Source organism: Muricoccus vinaceus, from assembly GCF_042433125.1.
Classification (GTDB): domain Bacteria; phylum Pseudomonadota; class Alphaproteobacteria; order Acetobacterales; family Acetobacteraceae; genus Roseomonas; species Roseomonas vinacea.
Genome location: NZ_JBHLVZ010000117.1, coordinates 1 through 24,522, shown reverse-complemented (window position 1 = coordinate 24,522; position 24,522 = coordinate 1). Strand labels below are relative to the sequence as shown.

At 65.8% G+C, this 24,522-nt stretch carries 20 protein-coding genes and 2 pseudogenes; 6 read left to right on the top strand and 16 right to left on the bottom strand.

Annotated features, from left to right (window positions below; all coding sequences use genetic code 11):
* From ACFFIC_RS29595 to ACFFIC_RS29570, 6 genes are all read right to left on the bottom strand, one after another.
* The coding region (locus ACFFIC_RS29595; protein WP_377057209.1) for a hypothetical protein at window positions 1-197 on the bottom strand (197 nt) is incomplete at its 3' end.
* 243 nt (window positions 198-440) lie between these two features.
* Window positions 441-1,652 carry a phospholipase D family protein gene (locus ACFFIC_RS29590; RefSeq protein ID WP_377057208.1) on the bottom strand — a complete coding sequence of 404 codons (1,212 nt, stop codon included), beginning with the start codon at window positions 1,650-1,652 and terminating at the stop codon, window positions 441-443.
* Window positions 1,649-3,403: a restriction endonuclease subunit S gene (locus tag ACFFIC_RS29585; protein WP_377057207.1), complete on the bottom strand. Its 1,755-nt coding sequence runs from the start codon at window positions 3,401-3,403 to the stop codon at window positions 1,649-1,651. Before ACFFIC_RS29585 ends, ACFFIC_RS29590 begins: the two co-directional genes overlap by 4 nt.
* Window positions 3,400-4,857 carry a type I restriction-modification system subunit M gene (locus ACFFIC_RS29580; protein WP_377057206.1) on the bottom strand — a complete coding sequence of 486 codons (1,458 nt, stop codon included), beginning with the start codon at window positions 4,855-4,857 and terminating at the stop codon, window positions 3,400-3,402. The genes ACFFIC_RS29585 and ACFFIC_RS29580 overlap by 4 nt, the downstream gene beginning before the upstream one ends.
* 3 nt (window positions 4,858-4,860) lie before the next feature.
* Window positions 4,861-7,314, bottom strand: a complete 2,454-nt coding sequence (gene hsdR, locus ACFFIC_RS29575; RefSeq protein WP_377057210.1) for an EcoAI/FtnUII family type I restriction enzme subunit R — start codon at window positions 7,312-7,314, stop codon at window positions 4,861-4,863.
* A gap of 404 nt (window positions 7,315-7,718) precedes the next feature.
* On the bottom strand, window positions 7,719-8,132 hold the full coding sequence (locus ACFFIC_RS29570) for a hypothetical protein (RefSeq protein WP_377057205.1): 414 nt from the start codon (window positions 8,130-8,132) through the stop codon (window positions 7,719-7,721).
* Window positions 8,133-8,689: 557 nt separating this feature from the next.
* Here ACFFIC_RS29570 and ACFFIC_RS29565 point away from each other — a divergent pair.
* Both ACFFIC_RS29565 and ACFFIC_RS29560 read left to right on the top strand, forming a co-directional pair.
* On the top strand, window positions 8,690-10,225 hold the full coding sequence (locus ACFFIC_RS29565; RefSeq protein ID WP_377057204.1) for an ISNCY family transposase: 1,536 nt from the start codon (window positions 8,690-8,692) through the stop codon (window positions 10,223-10,225).
* 295 nt (window positions 10,226-10,520) lie between these two features.
* Window positions 10,521-11,291, top strand: a complete 771-nt coding sequence (locus ACFFIC_RS29560) for a hypothetical protein (RefSeq protein ID WP_377057203.1) — start codon at window positions 10,521-10,523, stop codon at window positions 11,289-11,291.
* Between the two features lie 700 nt (window positions 11,292-11,991).
* Here the strand turns inward: ACFFIC_RS29560 and ACFFIC_RS29555 are convergent.
* Window positions 11,992-13,173, bottom strand: a complete 1,182-nt coding sequence (locus ACFFIC_RS29555; RefSeq protein ID WP_377057202.1) for a hypothetical protein — start codon at window positions 13,171-13,173, stop codon at window positions 11,992-11,994.
* A gap of 287 nt (window positions 13,174-13,460) precedes the next feature.
* On the opposite strand from ACFFIC_RS29555, the gene ACFFIC_RS29550 reads away from it, so the two are divergent.
* Window positions 13,461-14,192: a Bug family tripartite tricarboxylate transporter substrate binding protein gene (locus tag ACFFIC_RS29550; protein ID WP_377057201.1), complete on the top strand. Its 732-nt coding sequence runs from the start codon at window positions 13,461-13,463 to the stop codon at window positions 14,190-14,192.
* On the opposite strand, the gene ACFFIC_RS29545 is transcribed toward ACFFIC_RS29550, so the two are convergent.
* Window positions 14,122-14,301, bottom strand: a complete 180-nt coding sequence (locus ACFFIC_RS29545; RefSeq protein ID WP_377057211.1) for a hypothetical protein — start codon at window positions 14,299-14,301, stop codon at window positions 14,122-14,124. The two genes, ACFFIC_RS29550 and ACFFIC_RS29545, sit on opposite strands and share 71 nt — an antisense overlap.
* On the opposite strand from ACFFIC_RS29545, the pseudogene ACFFIC_RS29540 reads away from it, so the two are divergent.
* Both ACFFIC_RS29540 and ACFFIC_RS29535 read left to right on the top strand, forming a co-directional pair.
* A pseudogene (locus ACFFIC_RS29540) lies at window positions 14,279-14,842 on the top strand (transposase); the annotation flags it as partial. The gene ACFFIC_RS29545 and the pseudogene ACFFIC_RS29540 overlap by 23 nt on opposite strands.
* Before the next feature lie 846 nt (window positions 14,843-15,688).
* Entirely contained in the window at window positions 15,689-16,726 is a 1,038-nt protein-coding gene (locus ACFFIC_RS29535) for a replication protein RepA (protein WP_377057200.1), read from the top strand.
* A gap of 97 nt (window positions 16,727-16,823) precedes the next feature.
* Here ACFFIC_RS29535 and ACFFIC_RS29530 read toward each other — a convergent pair whose 3' ends face one another.
* From ACFFIC_RS29530 to ACFFIC_RS29500, 7 genes are all read right to left on the bottom strand, one after another.
* A complete protein-coding gene (locus tag ACFFIC_RS29530; protein ID WP_377057199.1) occupies window positions 16,824-17,345 on the bottom strand; it encodes a PIN-like domain-containing protein in 522 nt (173 codons plus the stop codon).
* The gene (locus tag ACFFIC_RS29525; protein ID WP_377057198.1) at window positions 17,321-18,040 is read right to left on the bottom strand and encodes a hypothetical protein; all 720 of its coding nucleotides are present in this window, start codon (window positions 18,038-18,040) and stop codon (window positions 17,321-17,323) included. Before ACFFIC_RS29525 ends, ACFFIC_RS29530 begins: the two co-directional genes overlap by 25 nt.
* Before the next feature lie 200 nt (window positions 18,041-18,240).
* The gene (locus ACFFIC_RS29520; protein ID WP_377057197.1) at window positions 18,241-18,591 is read right to left on the bottom strand and encodes a hypothetical protein; all 351 of its coding nucleotides are present in this window, start codon (window positions 18,589-18,591) and stop codon (window positions 18,241-18,243) included.
* Window positions 18,588-19,343: a nucleotide-binding protein gene (locus ACFFIC_RS29515; protein WP_377057196.1), complete on the bottom strand. Its 756-nt coding sequence runs from the start codon at window positions 19,341-19,343 to the stop codon at window positions 18,588-18,590. Before ACFFIC_RS29515 ends, ACFFIC_RS29520 begins: the two co-directional genes overlap by 4 nt.
* 546 nt (window positions 19,344-19,889) lie before the next feature.
* Window positions 19,890-20,327: a hypothetical protein gene (locus tag ACFFIC_RS29510; RefSeq protein ID WP_377057195.1), complete on the bottom strand. Its 438-nt coding sequence runs from the start codon at window positions 20,325-20,327 to the stop codon at window positions 19,890-19,892.
* Window positions 20,328-20,500: 173 nt separating this feature from the next.
* Window positions 20,501-20,836 carry a hypothetical protein gene (locus ACFFIC_RS29505; RefSeq protein ID WP_377057194.1) on the bottom strand — a complete coding sequence of 112 codons (336 nt, stop codon included), beginning with the start codon at window positions 20,834-20,836 and terminating at the stop codon, window positions 20,501-20,503.
* A 562-nt stretch (window positions 20,837-21,398) separates the two neighbouring features.
* The gene (locus tag ACFFIC_RS29500; protein ID WP_377057193.1) at window positions 21,399-22,520 is read right to left on the bottom strand and encodes a site-specific integrase; all 1,122 of its coding nucleotides are present in this window, start codon (window positions 22,518-22,520) and stop codon (window positions 21,399-21,401) included.
* 367 nt (window positions 22,521-22,887) lie between these two features.
* Between ACFFIC_RS29500 and ACFFIC_RS29495 the strand changes: the two genes are divergently transcribed.
* Window positions 22,888-23,364 carry a site-specific integrase gene (locus tag ACFFIC_RS29495; protein ID WP_377057192.1) on the top strand — a complete coding sequence of 159 codons (477 nt, stop codon included), beginning with the start codon at window positions 22,888-22,890 and terminating at the stop codon, window positions 23,362-23,364.
* Window positions 23,365-24,254: 890 nt separating this feature from the next.
* Here ACFFIC_RS29495 and ACFFIC_RS29490 read toward each other — a convergent pair.
* Window positions 24,255-24,476: pseudogene (locus ACFFIC_RS29490) on the bottom strand (ATP-binding protein); the annotation flags it as partial.
* Between the last annotated feature and the right edge of the window lie 46 nt (window positions 24,477-24,522).

The following is a 24,522-nucleotide window of genomic DNA, read 5'->3' as shown; positions in this document are numbered from 1 at the left end:
TGCACCCCATCGGCGGATACCGTCCGCTTGCGGGGCGTCTCATTCAACTGTGGGGCGGAGGACAGCATCCAAGCGTCGGAGAGCATCTGCGGCGCGGCAACGATCATGTCTTCCAGCAGCTGCTCGCTGGGGAGCTGGGCGGCGGCAAGCGGCGTAGGATTGGCTCCGACGGTCCAGATGGCGTGGTGCAGGGTCATGGGGTGATCCGTAGAAGGCGTTCTCTTTGTGGCAAGTCGAGGCTCCAGGAGCCGGACGGCAGGGTACGGACCTTGGGCAAGGCGATCTGCAGCCGTCGCAGGATGTGGCCGTGCCGGATGTTGCCGAGCATCCCGCCGACACGGCGACTGCTCTTGAAGCGGAGTGGCGGTGCCCCTGTGAACCAGCCCGCGTCGAACGCCCGCAGGGCGCGGAAGGTGATGCTAAAAGGCACCCGGGACGGCTTACCCATCAAGACGGCGTCGCCCACGCGACAGCAGGATGAACGACCCAGAATCCGGCGACAGCTCCATCAGCATCTTTGACCCACGCCACTCGACCGCCTCCAGGCGCCGTTCGGGCTGCAGGCCGACGACCGGGTTCCACACCTCGTCCGTCTCCTCATCCACCAAGTGTTCGTCGCCGAGTTGTGGCAGCCACTTCTCCGGCGGGTCGAACTCGTACTCGAAGGTCTCGGCAAGACGATCCTCGATCAGCGCCGTGACCTGCTGCTTCCCTGAAGTCGGGTGCGGGCGGAAGGGGCGCGGTGCCCGCTTCAACTCGGCCTGCGGGCGCTGGTCCATGAACCAGTTGGTGTCGATCTCCGCGGAACCGGCTCGGACGTCGATCGCCTGCACCTTGGCACGGAAGCCCTGCGCCACATTGGCAAGTGCGGCCAGGCCATCGCGTGGCGTGGCGGGCAAGTGAGGGAACAGGTGCAGGTGAACCTGGGTATGGATCGAGTTGATCTCCTGAATGCGCCGGTCGACTTCGAAGTACACCGCTTGGCCCACGGCGGGGGCAATGCCGGCGGCGGCCTCGGCCATCACCACCAGGCTACGGCCACTGGTGCCGGTGCGGGGCATGTCGGTGATGTCGGTCTTCAGCCGGTCGAGGTAGTCGGCGTACCAGGTGGCGTAGGCCTCCTTCAGCGCAGCGTCATAGACCACGGCCACGCGGTAGGCTTCCTCGATATGGGCGCGGATATCGGCAAAGCTTGGCTCGCTGGCGGGGCCTTCCAGCAGCACCGCGGCCTCCCCGTTCCGGCCGCGCAGGGCGAAGCCGGTGAGGTTGTGGGATCCAACGAAGGCGGCGGCAGTGCCGTCCGGCATTTCGAAGTAGTAGATCTTGCTGTGCAGCATCGGCCGCAGACGTTCGAACGGATTTTTCGGCCAACCGGTGGCGCGGGAATAGCCCAGGTGAAGCCGGGCGGTGCTGGCGGGCAGGCCGCTGGCAATGAGGCTGTCCAGCGCCTGGAACGCCTTGAAGGTGCCGGCCCCGAGCACCAGCCGGGTGATCCTCAGCGCCGTGGCGCCGACCTTCAGCGCGGCAACGCCATCCGGCGTGGCAAAGCCAGCGACTATGCGGGCTTCCCGACAGCGCGTCAGGCGGTCCTGGATTAGCCGGGCGATGTTGTGGTGCGGGTAGGCGTCCAGGAAGCGGGCGGCGAGGGTCATTGCGCGGCCTCCAGCAGGGCCTCCTCGGCGGGCAGAAGGGCATCGCGCAGCGATGCCTCAAGCAGCTTGGCGCGGGTGGTGCTGGCGGTGGCGAGGCTCGCTTCCAGCTGGTCGCAAAACGCCATCAGCGCGTCCACCTTGGCGACGATGCGATGTTGTTCGGCGAGAGGTGGGAGGGGGAGCGGACACCCGCGAAGCTGCGTCATGTTGATTGAAGCCAAATTGGTAGTCTGCTTTGAAGCATCCTCGAAGAAGGTCCGCCCCAACGGACTGTTCGCATAGATGGCCACCCATTCGGAAGCGATGTCTTTCGACGGAGGCCGCACCCGGAAAACGTGGTTCTGATGGATGCAGCCCGCGACCTCGTCGCGCCAAACAGCGGTGCGGCCAAGCTTGTCCCAGTCGCCACCCTCTGTCATCAGCAAGTCGTCCGCGCGGAGCGCATAGCGCTCCACGTCGGCCGCGCGAACGGTCAGCGTCTTCATAACGGCGAGGTCAAGAAAGCCGCGCTGGACATTGGCAACCCGAAGGTACGGCGCCTCTACCGCCTCGTTCGCCGGTACGCGCTGGCCCTTGGTGACGCCGCTCACGATGACGAACACCTCGTCGAAGTGCGTCAACTCCCACGCAGGCGGAACATCGAACCAAAGCTCTTCCCGTTGCAATGCCTGGACCGGTTGCCGAGCACGAATCCCTTCGGTTGCCAGGGCATCTGATTGAGCGGCACGTAGCCTACGCAGCAACTTCGCCGCCGGCTCATCTCCCACCTCCTGCGGCACCAGCTTGCCGCGGACCGCGAGGTTCAGGATGGTCTGGCGGAGCTGCTTGATCTGGTCGGGGCGTTTGGTGAGGGCGGGTAGGGCGTCGAGGGCGAAGCGGGCGTCGGCCAGGAGGGTGTCGGGATCGGGGGTGTTGAGGCGGGCGAGGCTCGCCGCCGCCAGCCGGTCGCGCGTCGCCTCCCGTGCCGTCCGCGCCGCCTCCAGCCGGTCGCACAGCGCCATCAACTCATCCACCTTGGCGACAATGCGGTGCTGTTCGGCAAGGGGGGGCAGTGGAATAGCGACAGTCTTTAGGTCACCAAGGTTTAGCTTATTAGTATGCGTCCCACCGCCGATCTTGATACGGTCGAATTCGGCCTCGACGAGTGGAGAGTTGAGAAGGAAGCGGAGGAAATGCGGTACTACGTTGGCGAGGCTGAGTCGGATTAGGCCCACGCTGACGAAGAGGCTGAATTCGATGTCAGTATCGACAACGACCGCGCGGCCAAGCGTCCCAATGCGGCCGATAAGTAGATCACCACGTCGAGGGTCGCATCGCCTATACAACTCGCGGTGCTCGCTTTCAGTGATGAACCGCGTGTTGGAAAGATTGAGCTTACCACCGCTAAAGTCTTTTACTGACACAAACGGCACACCAGAACCTACATAGGTTGGCGTTTGGTGTGCACCGTCGGCTATCTTCAATGCGACTTCGCCCAGCGTTGAAACGGCCCATCCTGAGGGCAACGCAAACTCAAAATCGGTAGTGCGCGAGCGGCCTTCGACGCGCCTGCCGCGTACAGGCGTGCCGGGCAGGCCGGACTTCTCTAGGCCGATCCGCTTCAGCAACTCCGACGCGTGTTCCTCCTTGGGATCCTGCGGCACCAACTTTCCCCGCATGGCGAGGTCCAGCACGAACCGCCGCAGCCGCGCGATGGCATCCGGCGCCTCCGTGATCCGCGCGTAATGGGCCAGCAGCGCTTCGGCCCTCATCGCGCCAGTGCCTCGGCCAGGATCGTCTTCAGCTCCTCCCGCAGCCGCGCCGTCTCGGCCTCGGCAGCATCCAGGTCCGCCAGTAGCGTCTCCGGGTCGCCGTGGTCCTCCGCGACCGTGCTCGGGTTCTTGATGTCGAGGTTGTAGCCGCGTGCCTTCACCGCCTCGGCCGTCACCCGCCAGGCCTGCGGCCCCTCCACCCGCCCCGTGCGCGAGGCCCCGCCCCACCATGCCGCGCAATCGGTCAGGTGCTCCTGCCGGATCGGCCGGGTCATGGAATAGGCCTTCTGCCCCTCCGGCACCCGGTGTTCCCAGAACCAGGTCTCCCGGGTCGGCTCGCCCTTCTCGAAGAACAGCAGGTTGGTGCCGATGGAGGCATAGGGGCGGAAGACGCTGTTGGGCAGCCGGACGATGGTGTGCAGGTTGCAATCCTCCATCAGGTGCTCCTTCAAGCGGGTCTTCACCCCTTCCCCGAACAGCGACCCGTCAGGAAGCACCACCGCCGCGCGGCCGCCCGGCTTCAGCAGGCGGATGATCAGAGCGAGGAAAAGGTCCGCCGTTTCCCGCGTACGGAAATGCTGCGGGAAGTTGCTCTCAATCCCGTCCTCCTCCCGTCCGCCGAAGGGCGGGTTGGTCAGAACGATGTCCACCCGGTCGGACTGCGCCCAGCCGATATAGGGACGCGCCAGGGTGTTGTCGTGGCGGACAAAGCCGGGGTCCTGCACCCCGTGCAGCAGCATGTTGGTCACGCACAGCATGTGCGGCAGCGGTTTCTTCTCGACGGCCCGGAGCGAGGCCTGCATCAGCTGCTCGTCCTCCGGCCGCTTCACGTAGCGGTCCCGCATGTGCCGGATGGCGCAGGTCAGGAAGCCGCCGGTGCCGCAGGCGGGGTCGAATAGGGTCTGGCCCGGCTTCGGATCGATGCGGTCCACCATGAAGGCGGTGACGGCGCGCGGTGTGTAGTACTCTCCGGCATTGCCGGCGCTCTGCAGGTCGTTCAGCAGCTGCTCGTAGACCTCGCCGAAGTGCCGGCGCTCGACCAAGTCGTTGAAGTCTACGCCGCTAATTTTGTTGACGACCTGCCGCATGAGCTGGCCGGACTTCATGTAGTTATAGGCGTCCTCGAACACGCCGCGGACAACGCGGCGCCGATTGCCCGCGGCGCCGGCGATCGGTAGGGCCTTCAGGGCCGGGAAGAGCTCGCCGTTCACGAAGGCGAGCAGCGCCTCCCCGGTGATCCCCTCAGGGTCAGCGGCCCAGTTTCGCCACTGCAGTTGCGTCGGGATGGGGGACCGGTAGCTGGTGTTCATCTCCTCCAGCTCCTGATCCTGGTCGTCGATGATCTTGAGGAAGAACATCCAGCAGAGCTGCGAAATGCGCTGGGCGTCGCCATCGACGCCGCTGTCCTGGCGCATGATGTCCTGGATGGACTTAACGGTATTGCGGACGGACATGGCTTAGGCGGCTTCCTCGTAGAGAGCGGACTGCATCTGGTTCACGGCGTTCTGGAAGTCGGCCCGTGATCCGAACTGCCGGATGAGCTGAAGGGGCGTGCCCATGCTGTTGAAGGGTGTGATCTGCAGGACCTGCGGGTCATCGAGGTTCGTGATGCCCTCATCGCTGTACTTCGCCAGCAGCGCGTCGAGCACGGCGCGCGCCTGCGTCCCGTACTTGGTAAACACATCGCGCTTACGGACGTTCTCGGCTCGCTCCCGCCGGGTCAAGGCAGGACGGTCGAAGGCGATGTGGCAGATGAGGTCAAAGGGGTCGAGACCCTTGCCAATCTCCTCGGCAATCGTCCTGAGGGGAAGGCCTTCATCCGCCAGTTCGTCGAGGAGCGCCTGCTTCCGGTCGGCGTCCTTCCAGCGGCGGAGAAAGGCGTCCAAGCTGGTGAAGTGCTTCCGCAGGGCCTTCCTGGTGAAGTCGCGAAGGCTCTCGGTGACGAGCTTGCCCTCCCTGTCCAGGTACTCGATGCGCTCCGCAACAATCGTCGCCCCGGCGCCATCCACATAGATCTTCTGGCGCCCGGTGCCGTCCCCCTTGATTGAGATGTCGTGCGGCTCTCCGTCCACCACGGTCTCGTCCTCGCCAGGGGTGGGGGGTAGCAGTTTGCCGTCCTCGTCCGTGGTGGGAGCCTCGTCGGGCGGGGTGATCGGGTCACCCTCCCCGGACTCGTAGATCTGGACCGGCTCCCCGTCGAACCCGGGGTCGGCGAAGTGGCTGGTGGCGCCGCGGAAATCCATGAGGGTGAAGTAAAACTTCTTGGTGTCCTCGTGCACCCGGGTTCCGCGCCCAACGATCTGCTTGAACTCGGTCATCGAGCCGACGGCGCGGTCGAGCACGATGAGGCGACAGGTCTGGGCGTCCACGCCCGTCGAGAGAAGGCGGGAGGTGGTTACCAGGACCGGATACTTGGATTCCGGGTCGATGAAGTTCCCGAGCTGCGCCTGGCCCTCGGTGTCGCTGCCGGTAATTCGCATGACATAGCGGGAGTTAGCGTCACAGAGGTCCTGGTTCTCGTTGACGAGCGCCTGCCGCATCCGGGCGGCGTGCTCCTCGTCGACGCAGAAGACGATGGTCTTCTGGAAGCGGTTGCCACTCTCCCTCAGGAAGTCCGAGACCTTCTTCGCCACCAGCTTGGTGCGGTCGTCGAGGACCAACGTGCGGTCAAAGTCCTTCTGGTTGTAGATCCGGTCCTCTACCTCGTTGCCGTCACGATCAACCGTACCCTTGGCGGGTCGGTAACCCTCCACGTCCCGGTCGATGTGGACCTTGATCACCTTGTAAGGGGCGAGGAAGCCATCTTGGATGCCCTGCTTCAGGGAGTAGGAGAAGACGGGCTCGCCGAAGTAGTCGATGTTGGAGACGTACTTGGTCTCCTTCGGCGTGGCCGTCAGGCCGACCTGGGCCGCCCCCGAGAAGTGCTCGAGGATCTCGCGCCACGCGGAATCGGCCGATGCGCTGCCGCGGTGGCACTCGTCGATGACGATCAGGTCGAAGAAGGTGGGGGAGAACTCCCGGAAGAGCTTCTGGCGCTCCTCTGGGCCGGTGATGGCCTGGTAGAGGCCGAGGTAGATCTCGTAGGCGGTGTCGATGCGCCGCTTCTTGTCCATGGCCGTGGCGAGGCTGACGGTGGAGCCGTCGGCGCGCTCGATCGTCTTGGCGTCGGTGCTGAGCTTTGCCATGGCCGCCCCGAAGGGCCGGAAATCGTTGACCATGGTCTGATCGACCAGGACGTTCCGGTCGGCAAGGAAGAGGATGCGCTTCTTGCGGCCTGCCTTCCACAGTCGCCAGATGATCTGGAAGGCCGTGTAGGTCTTGCCGGTTCCCGTCGCCATGACCAGCAATATCCGATCCTGGCCCTTGGCGATGGCCTCGATGGCCGCGTTGACGGCGTTGACCTGGTAGTAGCGAGGCTCCTTACCTCCACCGTCGTCGAAGTACTCCTGGAGCACGACCTGCTCGATCGCTGGGGTCAAACCCTTCCAGGAGGCGTAGCGGCGCCAGAGCTCCTCGGGCGAAGGAAACTGGTCCAGCCCGAGGTTCTGCTCCTTCTGTGGGAAGGTTCCCGTGCGGTCGTGGAGCACAAAGCCGTCGCCGTTCGAGGAGAAGACGAAGGGCACGTTGAGGATCTCGCCGTACTCAATTCCCTGCTGGAGCCCGTCTCCGACCGAGTGGGTGTTGTCCTTAGCCTCGATCAGCGCGATGGGAAGGTTGGGTTTATAGTAGAGGACGTAGTCGGCGCGCTTTCCCTTGCCCCGGCTGACGAGCTTCCCGCGGACAATGATGCGGCCCTTCGTGAAGCTGACCTCCTCGCGGATCTGAGCGACGCTGTTCCATCCCGCTGCCGTCAGGGCTGGCGTAATGAACTTTGAGCAGACGTCCCGCTCGCTCAGGGTCTTCTTATCCACCACGTTCCCCCTCACCCACACGCCCCGGTGGTGCGCTCGCCATCCGGCCCGATCGCTGCTTCTGCCCACGCTTCAGGCTCTGCTCCAGATTTCCCTGTTATACGTGAACCATGTTCCTTGCGTGATGGAAACATTTGTCGGGTGGTCAAGGGACTCGCGTACACGCGACGCTCCAAACCCAGACCCGTTCCTGCAGTATGACAAGGGTGATCCAGCCTCACCTCGATCCCAGATCCACCAGCTGGACACCCCGTCCACAGAGCCCCCAGGGGGCTGAGCCGCCCGACCCCTTCTCAGAGGGCGGAAGGGCGGCGAGACACCCTGGGGTCCCCTGTGGGCGGGGCTCACGCGATTGCAGGATTGGCCGTCGCACCGCGGAGCCGCTCTAGACGATCCCGCCCTTTTCAGGGATTCGCGGACCGGCTGCGCCGAGTCTTCTGCGGACGAGCGGCAATCAGCCGCTGGTGATGCGCCTCAACCTCCGCGACCGTCACGGTCCAGGGGCGAAGATTGGCCTGATCCCACCCCTTTCCGGCAAGGTGGCGCTGGCCGAAGTGGCCCCGGCAGGCCTTCACAAGGGTGCCGGCGTAAATGTTAGTATTGGGGAACAAATTGCGCCGACCCGTGCGACCGATCCTATAGGTGACAGTCTCATACGGCACGCCGGCGACCGCCGACAGGGCGACCGCCGCGCCCAGCAAGAAGGTCGTATATCGCCAATTGTTCGGGAGGTCCGGGAAGTCGCCCTGACGGGTGCCGGCAACCCGCGTGATGGAAGTGGAAACAAGCGGAGCAGACTGGGCCACGGCGGCCTCCATGTTTCAGAGGCCGTCCATTTATTGGCATCCATGCGGAGGGTCGACATCTTTATTTTCGCGTTGAATGTGTGGAATCGAAGCTATGAATCATGTCTGATGGCTCGTTCCTCATCTATGCGCGTTGCTCATGGGCCGACTAAGGGGGAAAAAGGCTGCGAGGATGGGCTTATCCGACTTCGCCTATTCCTCGCGGCAAGAAATCTCGCCCTGCTGGCGCAGCAAAATGCGGCCCTCCGGATCTCCGCCAGGCGGGCATGAGGACCTTGGGATCTTGGCGCGATTTTAAGGCCATTTTTAGAAGGAAACGGGGGCTGCCTCAGCAGCCCCCCTCCCATCACAGAAGCAGTTTCAGCAGTGCCGCTATCGCAAGGATGGTGGCCGCAACATCGACTTTAACCGTGACAGTAAACCGGGGATTAGACCGCATAGGTCTGGTCTCCGGTGTAGCGCGACAGCAACCTTGGCCGGTCGCATTGCCTCGCCTGAAATGCTCCCGAAGGTGGGGCTGTTGCCTCATCTGAAATGTTCCCCTGGGGCCAGGAGTTCCGGGGGCGGAGATGAGGCGGGTGAGCATGGCGACGCGTGACGAGCTGGTGGCGGTGACGGCGGAGCGCTACGCCCGGGCTGGCCGTCGTGAGCGGGGGCTGATCCTGGACGGGTTCACGGCAGTGACGGGGTTTCACCGTCGGCATGCGACCCGCCTGCTGCGGTCTGGGTTACCCCGGATAGGGGGAGGGCCAAGGCCGGGGCGGCGGGTCTATGGCGAGGCGGTGCGTGAGACGCTGGTGGTGCTCTGGGAGGCGTCGGACCGGGTCTGCGGCAAGCGGCTGCGACCGTTGGTGCCGGTGCTGGTGGAGGCGATGGAGCGGAACGGGCATCTGCAGCTCGCGCCGGAGGTGCGGGTCAGCCTTCTGGCGATGAGCGCGGCGACAATGGACCGGGCGCTACGACAGGCGAGGGATGGGGCCGGTGGGCGGCGCCGGCGCCGGGCGGCACCCTCGGCAGCGGTACGGCGGAGCGTGCCGGTCCGGACCTTCTCGGACTGGGGCGATCCGGCGCCCGGGTATGTCGAGGCGGATCTGGTGGCGCATAGCGGCCCGACGGCCAAAGGCAGCTTCGTGCAGACGCTGGTGCTGACCGACATCGCCACGGGCTGGACGGAATGCGCGCCGCTGCTGGTGCGGGAGCAGGGGCTGCTGGTTGAGGTGCTGGGTGAGCTGCGCAAGAGGATGCCGTTCGCACTGCTGGGGTTCGACACGGACAATGACATCGTGTTCATGAACGAGACGGTGCGGGACTACTGCACGGCAGCCGGGGTGGAGTTCACCCGGTGTCGGCCGTACCGCAAGAACGACCAGGCCTGGGTGGAGCAGAAGAACGGGGCGGTGGTGCGACGGATCGTGGGCTACCGGCGCCTTGAAGGGCTCGAGGCCGCGGCAGCGCTGGCCCAGCTCTACGGCGCCGTGCGGTTGTTCGTGAACTTTTTCCAGCCCTCGTTCAAGCTGGCGGAGAAGGCCCGCGAGGGCGCAAAGGTGAGGAAGCGCTACCACCCGCCGGCGACGCCTTATCAGCGGCTGGTGGCGGACCCGAGGACGGGCGAGGAGGTGCGCCTGCGGGTCATGGCCCTGCACGCGACGCTCGATCCGGTGGAACTGCTGCGGGCAATCCGGGCCATGCAGCAGCGCCTGGTGGAGATCGCCGACCGGCCGGTCGCGGGCGAGAGGGCGAAGCCCACGGCGCCGAGCCTGGAGGCGTTCCTGACCGGGCTACGGACGGCATGGCAAGAGGGCGAGGTGCGGCCGACCGCCCGGCCCAAGGAGACGGCCAGGCGGCTGCGGCGCCGTCCGGATCCATTCGCCGCCGTGACAGCGCAGCTGGAGGCCTGGTTCATGGCCGAGCCCTGGCGGACGTCCCGTGAGTTGCTGGAGCGGCTGCAGGCGGAACAGCCGGGCAGCCACCCTGCTGGGCTCCTCAGAACCCTGCAACGGCGCGTGAAAACCTGGCGCCGGGGGGAGGCGCATCGGCTGGTATTTGGCACCGCCACGACCGAGGAAGCCATGAAAGGTGATGCGGCAATGGGCAGCAGGCTATGAGGCAACAGGCGCAACCGGGTGAGGCAACGTCAGCCGTGTCGGGAGCATTCCTGGCTGAGGCAATACGAAAACCATCCTGATTGTCGCGCTACAACGCGCAGCGGAGCGAGCATGGCGAGCACCGGCGAGGACAGCAATTGACGCGGCCGGATCTGGCCTACCCTCCCAGCACCCCTCCAGCGATGCGCTTCTTTAGCGCTTCGCTGGAGGGGATGCCTCCCCGGCGGGGGGTCCAGTTTTCAGGCTACCGGCTTGGGACGTAATCTCAGGCAGCACAGTCTGAACGGAGACAGGAATGCCGATCGCCAATACCGGCGCAGTCGATACTGGGGCGGTTGCCCCGGCTAACTCACAAGGCAGTTCGGCAGCGATTTTCCGCACCGTTCAACATGTTCATGCGATTGAACGGTGGACCGACTGGACGCTCATGGCTCTAGCTTGCCTCTTGGCCTCGATTGCCTTCGCGCTCAATTTCTATGAGCGATCCTCCTGGAGCGATGCTCTCCTGAACGGGGTTTTCACCTTGTTTCTCGGTGTCATTACGGCACGCATCCTCTATCGCGTGATCTACGCACTCGCCTTGTGGCCCTATCGTGTCACTCGGTTCCGTGGGTGCGAGAAGAAGATCGGCCAGTTCTTCGATCAGCGTCAGCGGGCCTTGTCGATGCTCCGGACATGGCGCAATCCGTCGCCAGGCGCTATGGCCGTGCTTGGGGAGGGGCGCCTCGCGGTCGTCTCCTTCGAGACCCGTTATGAGGAACTCAATCTCAAACCGGAGCAGATTGCCTCCGCGCGAGTTGAGCGCGAGCAGACCTTGCACACCGTGACGCAAGAGAGCGGCAGGTTCACCGTTGGCGCGGGAGGCAGCCTGTTTCTCGGGTACACCTTTGGCGGAAAATCGCGCTCAAAGACTACCGTCGACGAATACGCTTACCTTGAGATTCAATACCAACTTTCGCCCAACGGTTCCGTTCGCTGGTTGGCCATCCCGTTCGGCTCAGCGCGGCAGGAAGCTGAGTCCTGGGCGGTCGCTATTTCAAGGATGTCCACTCCTGTCCTGCAATGAGATTCTGCTTCTCTGAAGGGCATGACTGCGGCGGCGAACTTGCCTTCAAGGGAAACGGGGGCTGCCAAGGCAGCCCCCGTCACCATCACAGCAGCATCTTCAGCACTGCCCCCAACGCGAGGATGGTGGCCGCTAGATCGACCTTAACCGTGACAGTAAACCGGGGATTAGACCGCATGGGTCTGGTCTCCGGGCAGCGACGCGCCGCGACCCTGGGAGGTTGCGGTTTGGCCCCCACGAACGGGTTAGCCGCCGTTAGCAGGACTCATCGGCCCCAAGGGTTCCTTGGCCTTCGTCACCCCTGAGTAGCGTGTGGAACCTCTATTCGCTAAAGGCCCGGCGGCGGCCAAACTAACCGGATTACGGGCACTGCCCGCCCTCCGTACGCCCGTGCGACATCAAGGCACGCCTCGTACGGGTTGTCCGCCATGTCCTCAGTTTTCCAGGCCGAGATGGCGGAGCCCGCCCGCGAATTGTCGGGGTTACGGGGATCATTGTCTAGCACCTACCTTGATCCCCAAGGCCTCTCCCCAGATCGCGCTGCCCCGCCGTGCAGGGAGTCCACAGGGAGCCGGAGCGACCCCGACCCCTCCATGGGGAGGAGGGCCGCGGAGACGCCCTGTGGGCCCCCCTGTGCGGCGCTCGTGCAGTGCCACCAGGTGAGCCTCGCTGGCGCAGGACCAAGGTGCAGCGGGGTGCGTTAGGGGATGGGGTGGAGTGCTTCCAGACGAACCAACTCGCGATCTATAGGCATGTAGGGACGCTTCACCTTCCACAGCATCTGCTCCCCCAGTGACGGCTTGCGGATTGGACGCTTCAGCGGGAAGTAACCCGAATGGTCCTGATGAACCCAGAAAGTCCCTTCGGTGTTGAGGTACTTCTGCACCTCACTCTCCGGCAGAAACAGCACTCCCTGTCGCCTCAGACGGTCCATGACGATGGAGAGCCAAGCCGATTCCTTGATCGTCTCATCAGTAGGCAGAACAGCGACGCCACGAACGTCGGAGTAGTTCCTAGCCGGCCAGCCGTCTTCGTCCGGATCTTCCCAGTCAGCATAGCTGGTCGAAAAGACACACCGATGGCCAGTGCCGTATCTCGAGGGGAGGAACTCGACCTCAACCGCACTTCCAAGGCGGTTATGGTCGCGCCGTGCGCCTCCACCACTGCCACGAGCTTGGCGGCCGACCTCTAGAAACTCGTCACCTGCCAGCATGGACCGCAGTTCCGCATCCCAAGGCAGGAAGCCCAGAGGGAAGTAAGAGAATTTGCGCCGCAGGGCATCGATCTCGGCGGCATACAGATCCGCATCGTCGAGGAGCAGGTCTACGAAATCACACAGGGCGCTGATCCCTGCCATCCGACGCGTATGCGGCTCATAGCGTGGGCGGTCCCAGACATCAGCCCACTCCGGCGGCTCCGCAGGTTCGTCTCCCCAAGGCTTCGAACTATCGAAGTGGTCGGCAATCCACACCACCAACCGCTCGCCCAGCTCTTCATAAGAGGCGCGGAAGACCGGCCTCCCTTCGTCGGGGTCGAGATTTAGGTCGACACACAGCTTCCGGTATTCTGGTGTCTCCCAATGATACCCGCGCATGTCCTGAATCTGAGCCAGCTGCGGGTGCTCGCTAGCCATTTGCCACTGGTCAGTGTCGGGGGTGGTGGGCATGGTGACGAGGGTAGGTTTGCAGCGGTACGGGATGACCTTGACCGCAACCACCCGCTCTTCGTTCTTCCCGCTCTTGAAGAGGGAATACTTCTTCCCGCCAGACATCCAAAAGGAGTCTAGGAAGTCACGCTGGTCTTCGGTGGAAAGCGCCGTGACATAGTCCGCGGCAACCTTGGCCGCGTTAGCACGAGCACTTTCCGCGATGCGATTGACCATGTGCCGCTGCTCCGCCGGCACCCAGGTTGCAACCTGCACTAAGCCGATCTGCCTGTTCCTCTCCGCGTACCGTGCTTGCCGGCTCTCGGCCGGGCTCTGCTTTCTGGGCATTAAAGCCTCCAGGCGTCTCTAGTGACGCGTCACTAGAGACACGTCACTAGAGACAAGTCAACACCTACATGTTGTTGGTTCCAGGCTCTATTTGCAAAATCATAACAATTTCCCGGTAGCCTGAGGCGGGAATACGCGAGCAAGCATCAGCGAATGGTGCCGGGGCCCTGCGCGCGATGGAGATCGACGTGCCGAACAGCCTTTCCCGCCGACACCTGTTGTCCGCTACGGCGGCGATCGGCGCGGCCGTTCTCGGACGCACCGCACATGCCCAGGGTCAGTATCCCACTGGTCCTGTGACCCTGGTCACGCCCTACAGCCCAGGAGGTGGCGCCGATACCTCCTCAAGGCTTTTCGCCGCGCCAATGGCTGACTTTCTCAGTCAGCCAATCATTGTGGAGAACCGTCCTGGCGCCGGCGGCACAGTCGGAGCTACCCGCGTCGCCCGCGCTCAAAACGACGGCTACACCCTGCTCTGGGACGCTCAGGGACATACGGTAGCCCCCTACTCCGTCAAGAACGTGGGCATTGATTACCGACGCTCCTTCGCACCAATCACGCAGGTCCTGGTCCTGCCTCAGGTCCTCGTCGTGCCCGTCGGCTCCCCACATCGCACCCTGGAGCACCTCTTTGCAGCCATCCGGGCAAAGCCGGGTGAGGTGGCCTACGGAACCTCTGGGAAAGCCAGTGCCGCTCACCTGGCAGGCGAAATGATGCTCCGGTTCAAGAGCCTTGAGGGTTACTGCCGTGCACTACCTTGGCGGCGGGGCCGCCTTGCAGGACCTCAAAGCTGGCAGGACAGCCTTCGTTTTCGCCACTCTGGCATCGAGTGCCCAGCTAGTTGCGGATGGCACTGTGAGGGAAGCCGACAAGAGCCTCGCGATCGCGCGCGATGCCGGCGGGCTTGATGCCCTGGCCGCACGGCTGAAGCCGCTCGGCCCAGTCGCCGTCGCCGTCGAGGCGACCGGCGGCTTCGAGAACGTGGTGGTGGGCCAGACGAGGCCAGATCATCGCCATGATGGTGGCCGAGCGGCAGCGCCAGAAACGCCTCCTCGCGCCTCGATCGCAGCACAGCATCATCCGGCTGCTCGAGGCGTTGCAAAAGGAGCTCTCCGAAGTCGACCGTGAGATTGACGCGAATGTCCGCGGCTCCGACATCTGGCGCGAGAAGGAGAAGCTGCTCGCCTCCGTGCCTCGGGTCGGGCCAGTCATCGCGCGCACCCTACTGGCCGAGATGCCGGAACTCGGCCGTCTCGACCGGCGCGAGATCGCGGCCCTCGCCGGCCTTGCGCCCTGGACCCGCCAGTCCGGCCAGTGGCGTGGCAAGAGCTTCATCGGCGGCGGCCATGCCAGCGTAAGTGCCGTGCTATTCATGGGCGCCATCACCGCTGCCCGTCACAACACCACCCTCCAGGTATTCCACCAGCGGCTGATCGACGCCCGCAAGCCCAAGCTCGTTGCCCTCGTCGCCGTCGCGCGCAAGTTGCTGACCATCCTCAACGCCATCATTCGGAGCGGACAAGCATGGAAGAGCGAAGTGCACGCCGCGTCGATTTGACTGCCGTACCGAGGCCGGGAGACAGGGACGGCTCAAGGCCGAAGCCGCTGAAGGCGGGGGTGCGCAGCGCCCGCCTTGAACCGAACCGGGATCCCGGCCAGCATCAGAAGGCAGAACGCCCATTGACCAGCAACACAGTCGCTCAGCTCAGCTCTGGCATGCCGAACTGCGCGGCCACAGCGTAGTGCCCTGCCTCGTGCATGTCGACATGGCGCCGTTGCCGAGCTAGGGAACGGCGAACCCTCGGTGTCCGCTCCAGGACGTGCTCCGCCGCCTCGTCTGGACTCTAACCGAGCCCCCTCCCCGTCCTTTGCACCGCGTAGGGGAAATTGAAGTTCCGCTACCTGGGTCCAGACCGTAGCTGGGCCGCCCTGCCCTGGGCAACGGCCTCCCGGCCAACGATGTGATCTTTGCCAATCCCGTCCCGGACATGACCACCAGCCTCGGCGACAGCATCGGCCGGATGTGATCCTTGCCACTCCTGGATGCCCGCCCGAGATGTGATCCTTGCCGACCGGAGGGCCCTGGCGGGGCATTTTTCCATCATCCGAGTCGCGAGCCGTCGTAGAGGCGGATGTGATCCTTGCCAAACCTTTGTTTCTGCGGCTCTCGATGTGTCCGTTGCCAACTGGATATTCGAATTCGATTTCTGCGATTAAGTAGTTTCAGAGACTTGCGAGGTTATCCACGTGTCTGTTGCCGACCCACTACTATAAGAATCCAGATTCAATCCTTTATATTGGTGTGCGTCGGCAATGGACACATGAGCACTGCCCTCCCGGTCGGCAAGAGACACATCGACTGCCGGTTATTCCCGGGGCAGTTTCACCGCCAATGGAGGTGGTAGTGACTGGTGGCCGGAAAGCAGCATTGGGAGAAGCGCCCCAGTCCGATCTGTTCGGATCCATCCACGAGCTGGTCGAGGCCAAGGGTAGCAGCGGAGCGGTGACCTACGCCCGCGATACCGTCGCCCTCCATGACGACCCCGATACGGGCCCTTCGGCGCTCCTGAAGGCGGTGGCAGGCCGGAACGGGCGACGCATCGTCGATACCGCATCGGCCAGCATCACGCGCGAACTCGAAAACGGCTTCGAGGTCGGCTACACCTATTCCGCTTGGTGCCTCGCCGGCCTCCCGCATCGGGAACATCCTCCTGGCGAAGACTGGCTCATCGGAACGGACTACGCGCAGCTCCTGGTTCGGCCGGGCGTTCGGGTCATGGACGACGGCACCAGGGAGGCCCTTTCGGTCCCCTCGGGAACGCTGGCGCGACTCATCCTCATCGATTGGCAAACCGAAGCCTTCGAGACGGGCTCCCGGGAAATCTCGATGGGCAGCAACCCGAACGCCCTCTTGACGAGGCTGGGCCTGACTCGCGGTGGGCCCGTGAGCCGGAAGGTCGCGGACCAGCTGGAGCGGCTGGCGAGATGCGCCATCGACTTCAAGTTCGGCAACGACCGCGAAGCCGTCATCGTGAATGAGCGCCTCGTGGAGGCCTTCCACTACACCAGCATGGAAGACCCTCGGACGAAGCGGCAGACACGGATGATCGAGAAGGTCGTCCTGTCTGAGGCCTTCTTTCGGGAGCTGAAGCGCCACCCGATCCCAGTGGATCGGGCCGCCATCAAGAACATCCAGTCCTCCCCCCGGGCGATCGACATCTATCTGTGGCTAGCGTTCCGGCTCCACGCCCTCCAGGCGGACACGGTGGTCAGCTGGTCCGCCCTGTGGCGCCAGTTCGGCCGGGAGAAGAAGCTGAAGGCGTTCAGGGCCGAGTTCAAGGAGCCGCTCGCCCTAGCACTGGCGGCCTACCGCGCAGCCCGGGTGACGGTGGTGGACAAGGGACTTCTCCTTGCCCCCTCCCCTGCCCCCATCCAGCGCTGAAGGCCCGGTCGGCAAGGATCACATCGTCCCCGGCCCTCCCCGTGCGAAGGAAAACGGGAGGATAAGGATCACATCCCGGGCGCTGTCTGGTCGGCGACTAGGCCTTGGTGCTGCCCCGGCGGCGAGGAGCGGACTCGGAGATGTCCACCACCTTCCCGTCCTTCGACAGCGCCGGGCGCACCTGAGGGGTCACCAGCCGGATTCCTTTCGAGGGCGCCTGGACCGCGTGGGGTACGGTCCAGGCGGTCCCCGGCTTCGCGGCCGTTGCCTGCTCCACCATTAGGGGCCACCAGTAGATCAGGCCGCGGGTCAGGTCGTGGAGGGGAAGCTGTCCCCACCGGCCGTCCAGGAGAAGCAGCGTCAGGCCGGAGGCCTTCCAGGCGTCGAGGCGGACCGAGGCTCGGAGGATCTCTCCATCCCGTGTGATGACAGCATGGGATCCCCGGGCGCCGAGCTGGGGCATCCATTCCTCGTCCGGCGCGTCCGCGGCGTAGCCGAGTTCCGTCAGGGTCGTGATGCGGTCGACCGGCTGCATCCGGCCGAGCCGGAGGAGTTCCACCGTCCGAGATCCGAAGTTCTGGTCGAAGACGAAGGTCAGGCCGCCTGTTTCGCCTGCCATGCCCCCTCGAACTGCACGGCGTCCCGCACCTGGGCGGGCGTCAAGTCGTACCAGTCGGCGACGGCCTTCACGCCGTCGTCGCTGCCGCCCTCGGCCGCCACGGCCTGGGCGAGGACATCGGTCCGGATTCCCTTCCCCGCGATGATCGGCGCCCCGAACTGCCGCGCCGGTGCCAGGACGACGGTGTGGTCGCGGCCCAGGGGCCACCACTCGCCCGCCTCGTCGCCGACGAAGACAAGGTCGCGGAACAGGGACGGCTCCACGATCTCGCGGAACTCCCGCTGGTCGGAGAGCACATTAATGAGCTCGCGCTCGCGGCCCTTCGCGTTCGTCTCGAGGTCGATGAAGACGTGGTTTCCGTCGCTCCGGAACCGCTTCGTCACGAACGGGTTCGGGGTGCCGTAGACCTCCCGGGCCCGCGCGGCGGCTCGCTTGATGGTGGGCAGGCCGAGGCCGCGGTCCTTGAACGCCTTCACGAGCATTAAGGTGAGCAGCTGCTCGAAGTCGAGTACGAGGCCGCCTTCCGCTTGCCGGGCCTTGGCGAGGTAGCTGATGGGCGCAGACTGGCGGCGCTCGCCGCGGTAGCCGTACTCGTAGCCTTCCACCCAGCGGCGGGCCGCCTGTGGGTCGAGATGAGCCAACCGAGCCGCGACGCGGATCGGATAGACACCCCTCCCATGGACCGTCTGCCGCATGTCCGCCGTCATTGTCGTCACCCACTCCGGGGTGCCTCCTGTATAGAATCCCCTTTTCGCACTCTTTCGGCTTACTGAAAGGAAAGGCAAGGCCAATCCGTTCCAAGGGCTGACGAGAACGCGAATTCTAGTGGCCAACAGGCCATAAGGCCATACGGTCGTAATGCCATATGACACAACGACGAGGCTCCTCCCCTGCCCTACCCGCGGCGGCGACGGGGCGGACCGGCGGATGGCACCCGCCACGGTCCGACGAGCCCCTTCTCCGCAGCCCAGGCCTCGACAGCCTCGAGCAACAGGTCGTGGACCTTGACGCCTTTCTCGACCGCATAGAGGCGGAGCGCCTTCTTCCCCGTCGGGTGCAGGTACAGCACCGAAGGATCGGCGGCGTCCTCCAGCGGGCGGCGCCCCCTCCCCTGCACGACCTCGGGTTCGGCGACCGGGGTACGCGCTGCGGCCAGAGGCGACGCCGGTGCTGCTGGCGCAGGCTGGGGCGGCTCCACCATCAGGGACGCCGCGTAGGACACCGGGGCCGCGGAACGCTTGCTCACGCTGTCACCTCTGCCTTGGAAGAGGCCTTGCTGCGGCCGCGCTTACCCTTCGTGCCCACCGGCGCATCGGTCAGAGGACCCAGCGATGCTGCGGTCTTTATGTCATATGGCACAGTGGCCATAATGCCACTGCGCTGAAGCCATCCCCATACGTCCGCCAGCTCGGCCCGAGCCCTGCCCTCTGGCTCGCGCTCCTGCGGCGTCAGGGCTTCGGCATAGGCGTAGGGGTAGCTGATGGAGGCCGAGATCGCGGTGGGGCAGACGTCCGCGCCCATTGCCTCGAGCGCCTCCCGCGCCAGGGCGACGGCCTTCACCCGCTTGTCCGGCGGCGCCTGCCACAGGATCACGCCGGTCCGGCGTTTCTGGGCGCTGGCCACGCGGAGGCTTTCCTGGACGCTCTCCAGGTCCTCCGGATTGGGTCGCGTGACAACGAGGGCGCCGGTGGAATGGTCCAGGGCAGCGTTGACGGCGGGCGTCGCGGTCGGAGGAGTGTCCACCAGGACCAGGTCGACGCCCTGGGCCCGGTAGCCCTCGATCTGCGCGGCGAGGCCACCCGGGGCTGGGACCACCACCAGCGGAACGGGGATCCCGGCGGCCGAGCGGCGCTGTCCCCACCGGTAGCAGGTCGGCTGCGGATCGGTGTCGATGATGACGACGCGGCGCCCCGCCTTGAGAGCCTCGACGGCCAGACACCGGACGGCGGAACTCTTTCCGGTGCCGCCCTTACGGGCGAGCACGCTGACGACGATCACGGCGACCTCCTGGTCAATATGCCCCAAGTTTGTAACGGGACGAGGTCATGCGGTCAACGCGCACATAGGCCACAACGTCATATGACGCGGTGGCAGCGGTCCGCCGTAGCGTCATATGACAGGGCGACTTCAGGCTTGCGCGGCATGCTGCCGGGCCGACCACGTCCAGGAGCTGGATATAAGCACCCCCGACATCGTCCACGTCACGGTCAACTAGGTCCGCCAGATCGCGCGGTAGCAAGTGCTCCGGAACCCGCCGGACTACCCGCTGGCGCTCTTGGTTGCCTGCTACGAAAAGCTGTTCGTGGCGCTCGACCAGCGGCCGGAGTCGGACAGGAGCTGGCAGCTGCTGGCTGATCTCGACCTTACCAGGGCCCTGGAGATGCAGGCCCAGGAAGCCGCCTGAACGTCAGCCCCCCCGAAACCGGCCTGTTCGAGCCACCTGGCTCAGGCCTTCTCGCATGCCCGGCGCGCCGTAGCCGCCGCGGCGACCTCGGCCCGGGAGGCGCAGATCCACCTCCAGTGGACGCCGTCCATCATCCACTGCTAACGGCCGGAGGGCTCGTTCTCCTTGCGCCAGATGTAGGCCACCTGGATGTCACCGCTGTAGGCCGCGAAGACACCTTTCTTCTGGGCATGCCACTGACGAAGTGCGCTGAGGGTAGTGGGTTTCGGCTTGTTTACGGTGGCCGTCCGGTCATATGGCGCTGCGACAGCGGGGCGCTCGGCGCCTGCTTCCGCGGGGTGAGGGTCGACTACCCCGGCCACCCCGGGCGAGCCGCCGTTCGGCAGGACCCGCTTCATGGGCAAGGCGTTCAACGGCCCGAGACAGACGTCCTCTACGTCCGGCGCACAAGTGAGATCGGCGACCGGGAGGAGGTCGACACGTCCGAAGGGACCGATGCGGTCGGCCCGTCCGGGCTTATGGACTTCCGGGGAAGAGGAGCGTGCAAGACCGTTGAGAGGGGCAGCTTTCTCGGACATCAACGATATCCTCCGGCGTCCTGGTGCCAGATTGTCATACGGCGTAATGGCCAATTGGCCATTTTACGACGGCGCGGAACCAATCTTTCCACCCTCTCGGTGTCGGCACACGAAGGGGCCGGTGCGGCTGCCTCCGCTCTCCGGTATCGGGAAGAGCCTGTGAAGGGGATCGGCTACGCCGCCGCGTCCGAGGCTGCGGCATCTGCGACGAACTGGGCCCGGGCCATCGCGGTCGGCAGGTAGCGCCTGGCGTATTCCCAGAGGCTGTGGCGGCCGCCCGCGTCCGGGGCGCCGTCCCGGACCAGCAGCCCGACGTCGAGCAGCTGCGCGTCGTCGGCCTCGTGGTGCGTACTCTCGCCGACCACCCAAATAGAGCAACAGCGGATCATGCCGTAGTCGCGGTCCCACCGAGGGCAGGAGCCGTGCTGGAGGACAGCAATGAGCACGGCGGTCTGCTTCGGGGACAGGCGCCTGGAGGATGTCTTGGGAGCGATGGAGGCGTTAGGCATGGCGGTCTCCTGAACAGGCTGTGGTGAGGGAAGCGGCGGAGGCTTGAGAAGCCCGCCTAATCCTGCGGCCATATGACGAGGTGGCAGGGTGGCCGGACGGCGACCCTGTATGTCGGCAACGGTGTGCTGGACCTCTTTCTCAGCCTCCGGGAGGGACCAGCCCTCCTCGCCTCGACTTGAGACCGGGGCGCCACCCGCACCATGTCGAGCAGACCGTGAAACCACGACAGCTCGCCAGGGACGGAAACGGTCCGGGCAGGCCCGCCGGTGTCCGGCGAGGCAGGGAAGGGGGCCTCCTCCGCCGGACCACTGTCATCATCCTCCTCGGGCCACTCGAGGTCCATCAGGCCCGGCGCGATCTCCGAAGGCGAGAGCCCCGCCACCACGTAGTCCAAATCGTACCACGCGAGGCTGCCAATCTCGGGGGCTGGCGCCATCGCTCCAGGGCGCCCGCAAGGGTCCAGCGCGGCTTGGTGCCGGTCAGATGCCCTCTGTCATAGATTTCCAGATTGGGAAGGCGGCGAACGTGCGGAGCGCCGCAGCATCGTGGTCGGCCACGCATTCAATCCGCATCCTCCGACGCGCCCCAGATTCCCTGGGTAGGGTTGTTGCGCCAGAGGTCGGCGGGGCGGAGATAGCCGAGGGCGACATCGGCCGAGCGGTGCCGGGTCTGTCGCATGACCTGGGCGAGGTCGGCGCCGGCCTCGCCGGCGGCGGTGGCGAGCCCCGCCCGCAGCGAGTGCCCCGAGAAGCGCTCCCATCCCTCGATCCCAGCATTCTCGGCCGCCCCCTTCACCAGCCGCCAGACCGCCTTGCCCGACAGCTCCTGCCCGGTGAGTCGCCCGGCCTTGCTCATGCCGACAAAGAGCGGCCTCTCCCCATCCGACGCCCCGCCGGTGATGTCGGGTCCCTTCCGGCGGAAGAGGAGCCAGGCGTCGAGGGCGGTGAGGGGGCAGAAGTCCGGCTCCCTCGGGTTGGCCCAAACGGCGACCTCCTGGCCGGCGCCGCGCTGGTCGGTTTTCGAGCGGCGGACGAGGACGCGGAGGCCGCGCCCGGGGACGGGAGTGACGTCGCCCAGCGCGAGGCCGGCGAGCTCGCTGCGGCGGAGGGCGGCGCCAAAGCCGATCAGTAGCAGCGCCCGATCGCGGGCGCCGAGCGGGGTAGCGGGAGAGGGGCGGGTGGCCAGCATCAGGCGGAGCACGTTGGGCCCGGCGGCCGCGGCCTTTTGCCGCGGGCGGGTTCCCTTGTCGCGGGCGATGCCCTCGAGAACCATGACGAGGCGCGGGTGGCGGAGGTCGAGGGCGACCCCGGCGAGGCGGTGGGCGGCCTGGATGGCGGCGAGGTGGACGCGCAGGCTGGCGACGGTGAGGCCACGGTCGGCGCAGCGCACGGCGTACATGGCGAGCGTCTCGGGGTCGCCGGCCAGGGGTTCGCGGCCGAGGGAGGTGCACCAGGCCTCGAAGGCGCTCCAGGCGGAGCGGTAGGCGCGGCGGGTGCCCTCGCCGCGGGCACGGGTGGCGTAGACGGCGGCCCGTGCCGAAAGCGCCTGCAGCTCAGCCGCCTGCGCCGGGCTCCCGGGCACTCGCAGATCGCCGAGCAGGCTCGTGTGCAACAGGAGGGTCTCGCTTGGCCCGGGCGGCGCGAGAGGCGGCTGGGGCAGGGCAGGGGGCGCATCGTCGGGCATGCGCCACCTTGGCGCGCCCCCTTCCGTCCGGAAAGCACGATTAAAGGACGGAATGCGGGGCCGCGCCACGAGGCCCCGTCCGCGTCGAGGGGGCCTGAGAGCAATATCCATCGCAATCAATGGCTTAACGCCCTCAGGCGCCGAGTTCAGCACTGCCTTCATGGATTATCGTGCGTAAGGGTGGCGGAGGGGAGGATTGCCACGGTGCTGGGCCTGCGGGCACCATCCCGGCGAGCCGAACGGTGGCACGGCGTCGCTCGCCCGACAGGCCGTAGCGGCGCAGAGGAGTGGGGCCTCTGGTGGGGACGGCTGCGGGATCGCCAGCCAATACGGGGCTTTCCTCACCGCGATGGGAGAGGGCAGGGGCATGACGGGGAGCAGTGGGTCGAGCCCGCCGGCCGCCTCGGTGGTAATCGCCGGCCACCTCGCGAGTTTGGCCAAGACGCTTGGTCGTAGCGGCCTGCGCCGGCGGCTCGCGGCCATCGCCCACCATCACCGCCAGGCCGGGCATCTGTGGGAGACCCGCCAGCCGGCGATCAGCGCTACCATGCGCGGCATCCTGGCCACCCACGACAAGCCCTCCCACCCAGCGGCCGCTCTCACCTCGGCCGAGGTTAAGCGGCTGCTGGCGAGCTGCGGGACCGACGTGGTGGGGCTCGGGGACAAGGCGTTGCTGCTGGTGGGCTTCGCGGGCGCGCTCCAACGCTCCGAGCTGGTGGGGATCGACCGCGAGCACCTGCGCTTTACGAGCGAGGGCATGACGGTACTCATCCCGCGCGCCAAGCGCGACCAGGGGGGATCTGCCCTCGCCCGCCAACCCGGGCACCCCTGGCGCGAGCTCTGACAGATCCACCACCTCCGTCCCAGCACTCGCCACCGCCAGCATGTTCCTGCCAGCCGCCGACGTCTCCTTCACGTCCATCGTGCGACGGCCGTGCTTGTCATATTGCGGGCCGCGTAGGGCCGACGCGCCGCTGCGCCCTTCCTACGCCTACCTTGGCGTGAGCGCGCTCACAGAACCGGCGGAGGCACTCGACCGGCGCCTGAAGCGCGGTGAGGGGTAGCGCCGGAGCCAGGGCCGTTCGCCGGTGCAGCCGCGGCCTCGCCGTCGCGCAGGGCGCGATCCTCCGCTGAGGGCACATCGCATTATGCGGAGAGAGGTCCAGCGAGGGCCAGAAGATCAGGTGACCGCGTGCAATGAAGCCCCGGTCATGGTGGCGCCAGTTCCGGGTCCGACAGCGCTTCTTCGACCGGCCAGGCTCCCCGTAGCCTTCGCCAGGCTTAGTTACCGAGGCGCTTCGCACAGCAACGCCCGTCCGATCTCAGCGCGGCTTTCTCTGGACGGCCGAACAGGCACAGCGGTTCCTCTCGGCGCACAGCATGATCTACGGCCATTTCCGTCCTCGCCAGCACCTGATAACGGCTGGCGAGTACCGGTGCGCCCGGACCAAGGCCTTTCGGATCTGGGGGCAGGAAACCTGTGTCCAAACGGCATCATGAACCTTCCGCCCTTTCAGTCACGCGACCGAACGCGTCTTCTCGTCGAACAACTTGCCAATGCCGTCCCGGCCCCAGCCACCGGTTGAGAACTGGACGATCATCTCCGGGCAGTGTTTGCGCACACCCTCCTGCACACCCTCCTGCACACGGGCGAAGAGCGCAGGTGTCAACGGGCGTTGGATGTTGCCCGAATGTGGGCTTTGAATTTTCCCCACTCCGCGGTTCGGTCCGACGCTAGGCGGTAGCCTGAGCTTCGGATTTGGGCGGTCGCCCGCGGCGGCGAGGAGGGGCCGCGGTTGCGGGTGGGTGGATGAGTGCTTTGGAGCGGATGTGCTCGGGGACGAGGTCGGCGTGCTGGCGGAGGCGGTAGCTGGCGCCCTCGATCTGAATGACCACGGCGTGGTGCAGCAGCCTGTCCAGTAGGGCTGTTGCGACGACGGGGTCGTCGAACACTTCGGTCTGCCCCTGTTTCGGATCGGGTGAACTCTGAGGTTAAAGTCAT

Excerpts from the sequence above, each read along its gene's own strand:
- ACFFIC_RS29565 (WP_377057204.1), top strand. The coding sequence starts at position 8,690 with ATGAGGCGGGTGAGCATGGCGACGCGTGACGAGCTGGTGGCGGTGACG.
- ACFFIC_RS29555 (WP_377057202.1), bottom strand. The coding sequence starts at position 13,173 with ATGGTCAATCGCATCGCGGAAAGTGCTCGTGCTAACGCGGCCAAGGTT.
- ACFFIC_RS29560 (WP_377057203.1), top strand. The coding sequence starts at position 10,521 with ATGCCGATCGCCAATACCGGCGCAGTCGATACTGGGGCGGTTGCCCCG.
- ACFFIC_RS29585 (WP_377057207.1), bottom strand. The coding sequence starts at position 3,403 with ATGAGGGCCGAAGCGCTGCTGGCCCATTACGCGCGGATCACGGAGGCG.
- ACFFIC_RS29570 (WP_377057205.1), bottom strand. The coding sequence starts at position 8,132 with ATGGAGGCCGCCGTGGCCCAGTCTGCTCCGCTTGTTTCCACTTCCATC.
- ACFFIC_RS29505 (WP_377057194.1), bottom strand. The coding sequence starts at position 20,836 with ATGCCTAACGCCTCCATCGCTCCCAAGACATCCTCCAGGCGCCTGTCC.
- ACFFIC_RS29530 (WP_377057199.1), bottom strand. The coding sequence starts at position 17,345 with ATGGCAGGCGAAACAGGCGGCCTGACCTTCGTCTTCGACCAGAACTTC.
- ACFFIC_RS29580 (WP_377057206.1), bottom strand. The coding sequence starts at position 4,857 with ATGTCCGTCCGCAATACCGTTAAGTCCATCCAGGACATCATGCGCCAG.
- ACFFIC_RS29550 (WP_377057201.1), top strand. The coding sequence starts at position 13,461 with ATGGAGATCGACGTGCCGAACAGCCTTTCCCGCCGACACCTGTTGTCC.
- ACFFIC_RS29500 (WP_377057193.1), bottom strand. The coding sequence starts at position 22,520 with ATGCCCGACGATGCGCCCCCTGCCCTGCCCCAGCCGCCTCTCGCGCCG.
- ACFFIC_RS29525 (WP_377057198.1), bottom strand. The coding sequence starts at position 18,040 with ATGCGGCAGACGGTCCATGGGAGGGGTGTCTATCCGATCCGCGTCGCG.
- ACFFIC_RS29510 (WP_377057195.1), bottom strand. The coding sequence starts at position 20,327 with ATGTCCGAGAAAGCTGCCCCTCTCAACGGTCTTGCACGCTCCTCTTCC.
- ACFFIC_RS29590 (WP_377057208.1), bottom strand. The coding sequence starts at position 1,652 with ATGACCCTCGCCGCCCGCTTCCTGGACGCCTACCCGCACCACAACATC.
- ACFFIC_RS29495 (WP_377057192.1), top strand. The coding sequence starts at position 22,888 with ATGACGGGGAGCAGTGGGTCGAGCCCGCCGGCCGCCTCGGTGGTAATC.
- ACFFIC_RS29545 (WP_377057211.1), bottom strand. The coding sequence starts at position 14,301 with ATGGCGATGATCTGGCCTCGTCTGGCCCACCACCACGTTCTCGAAGCC.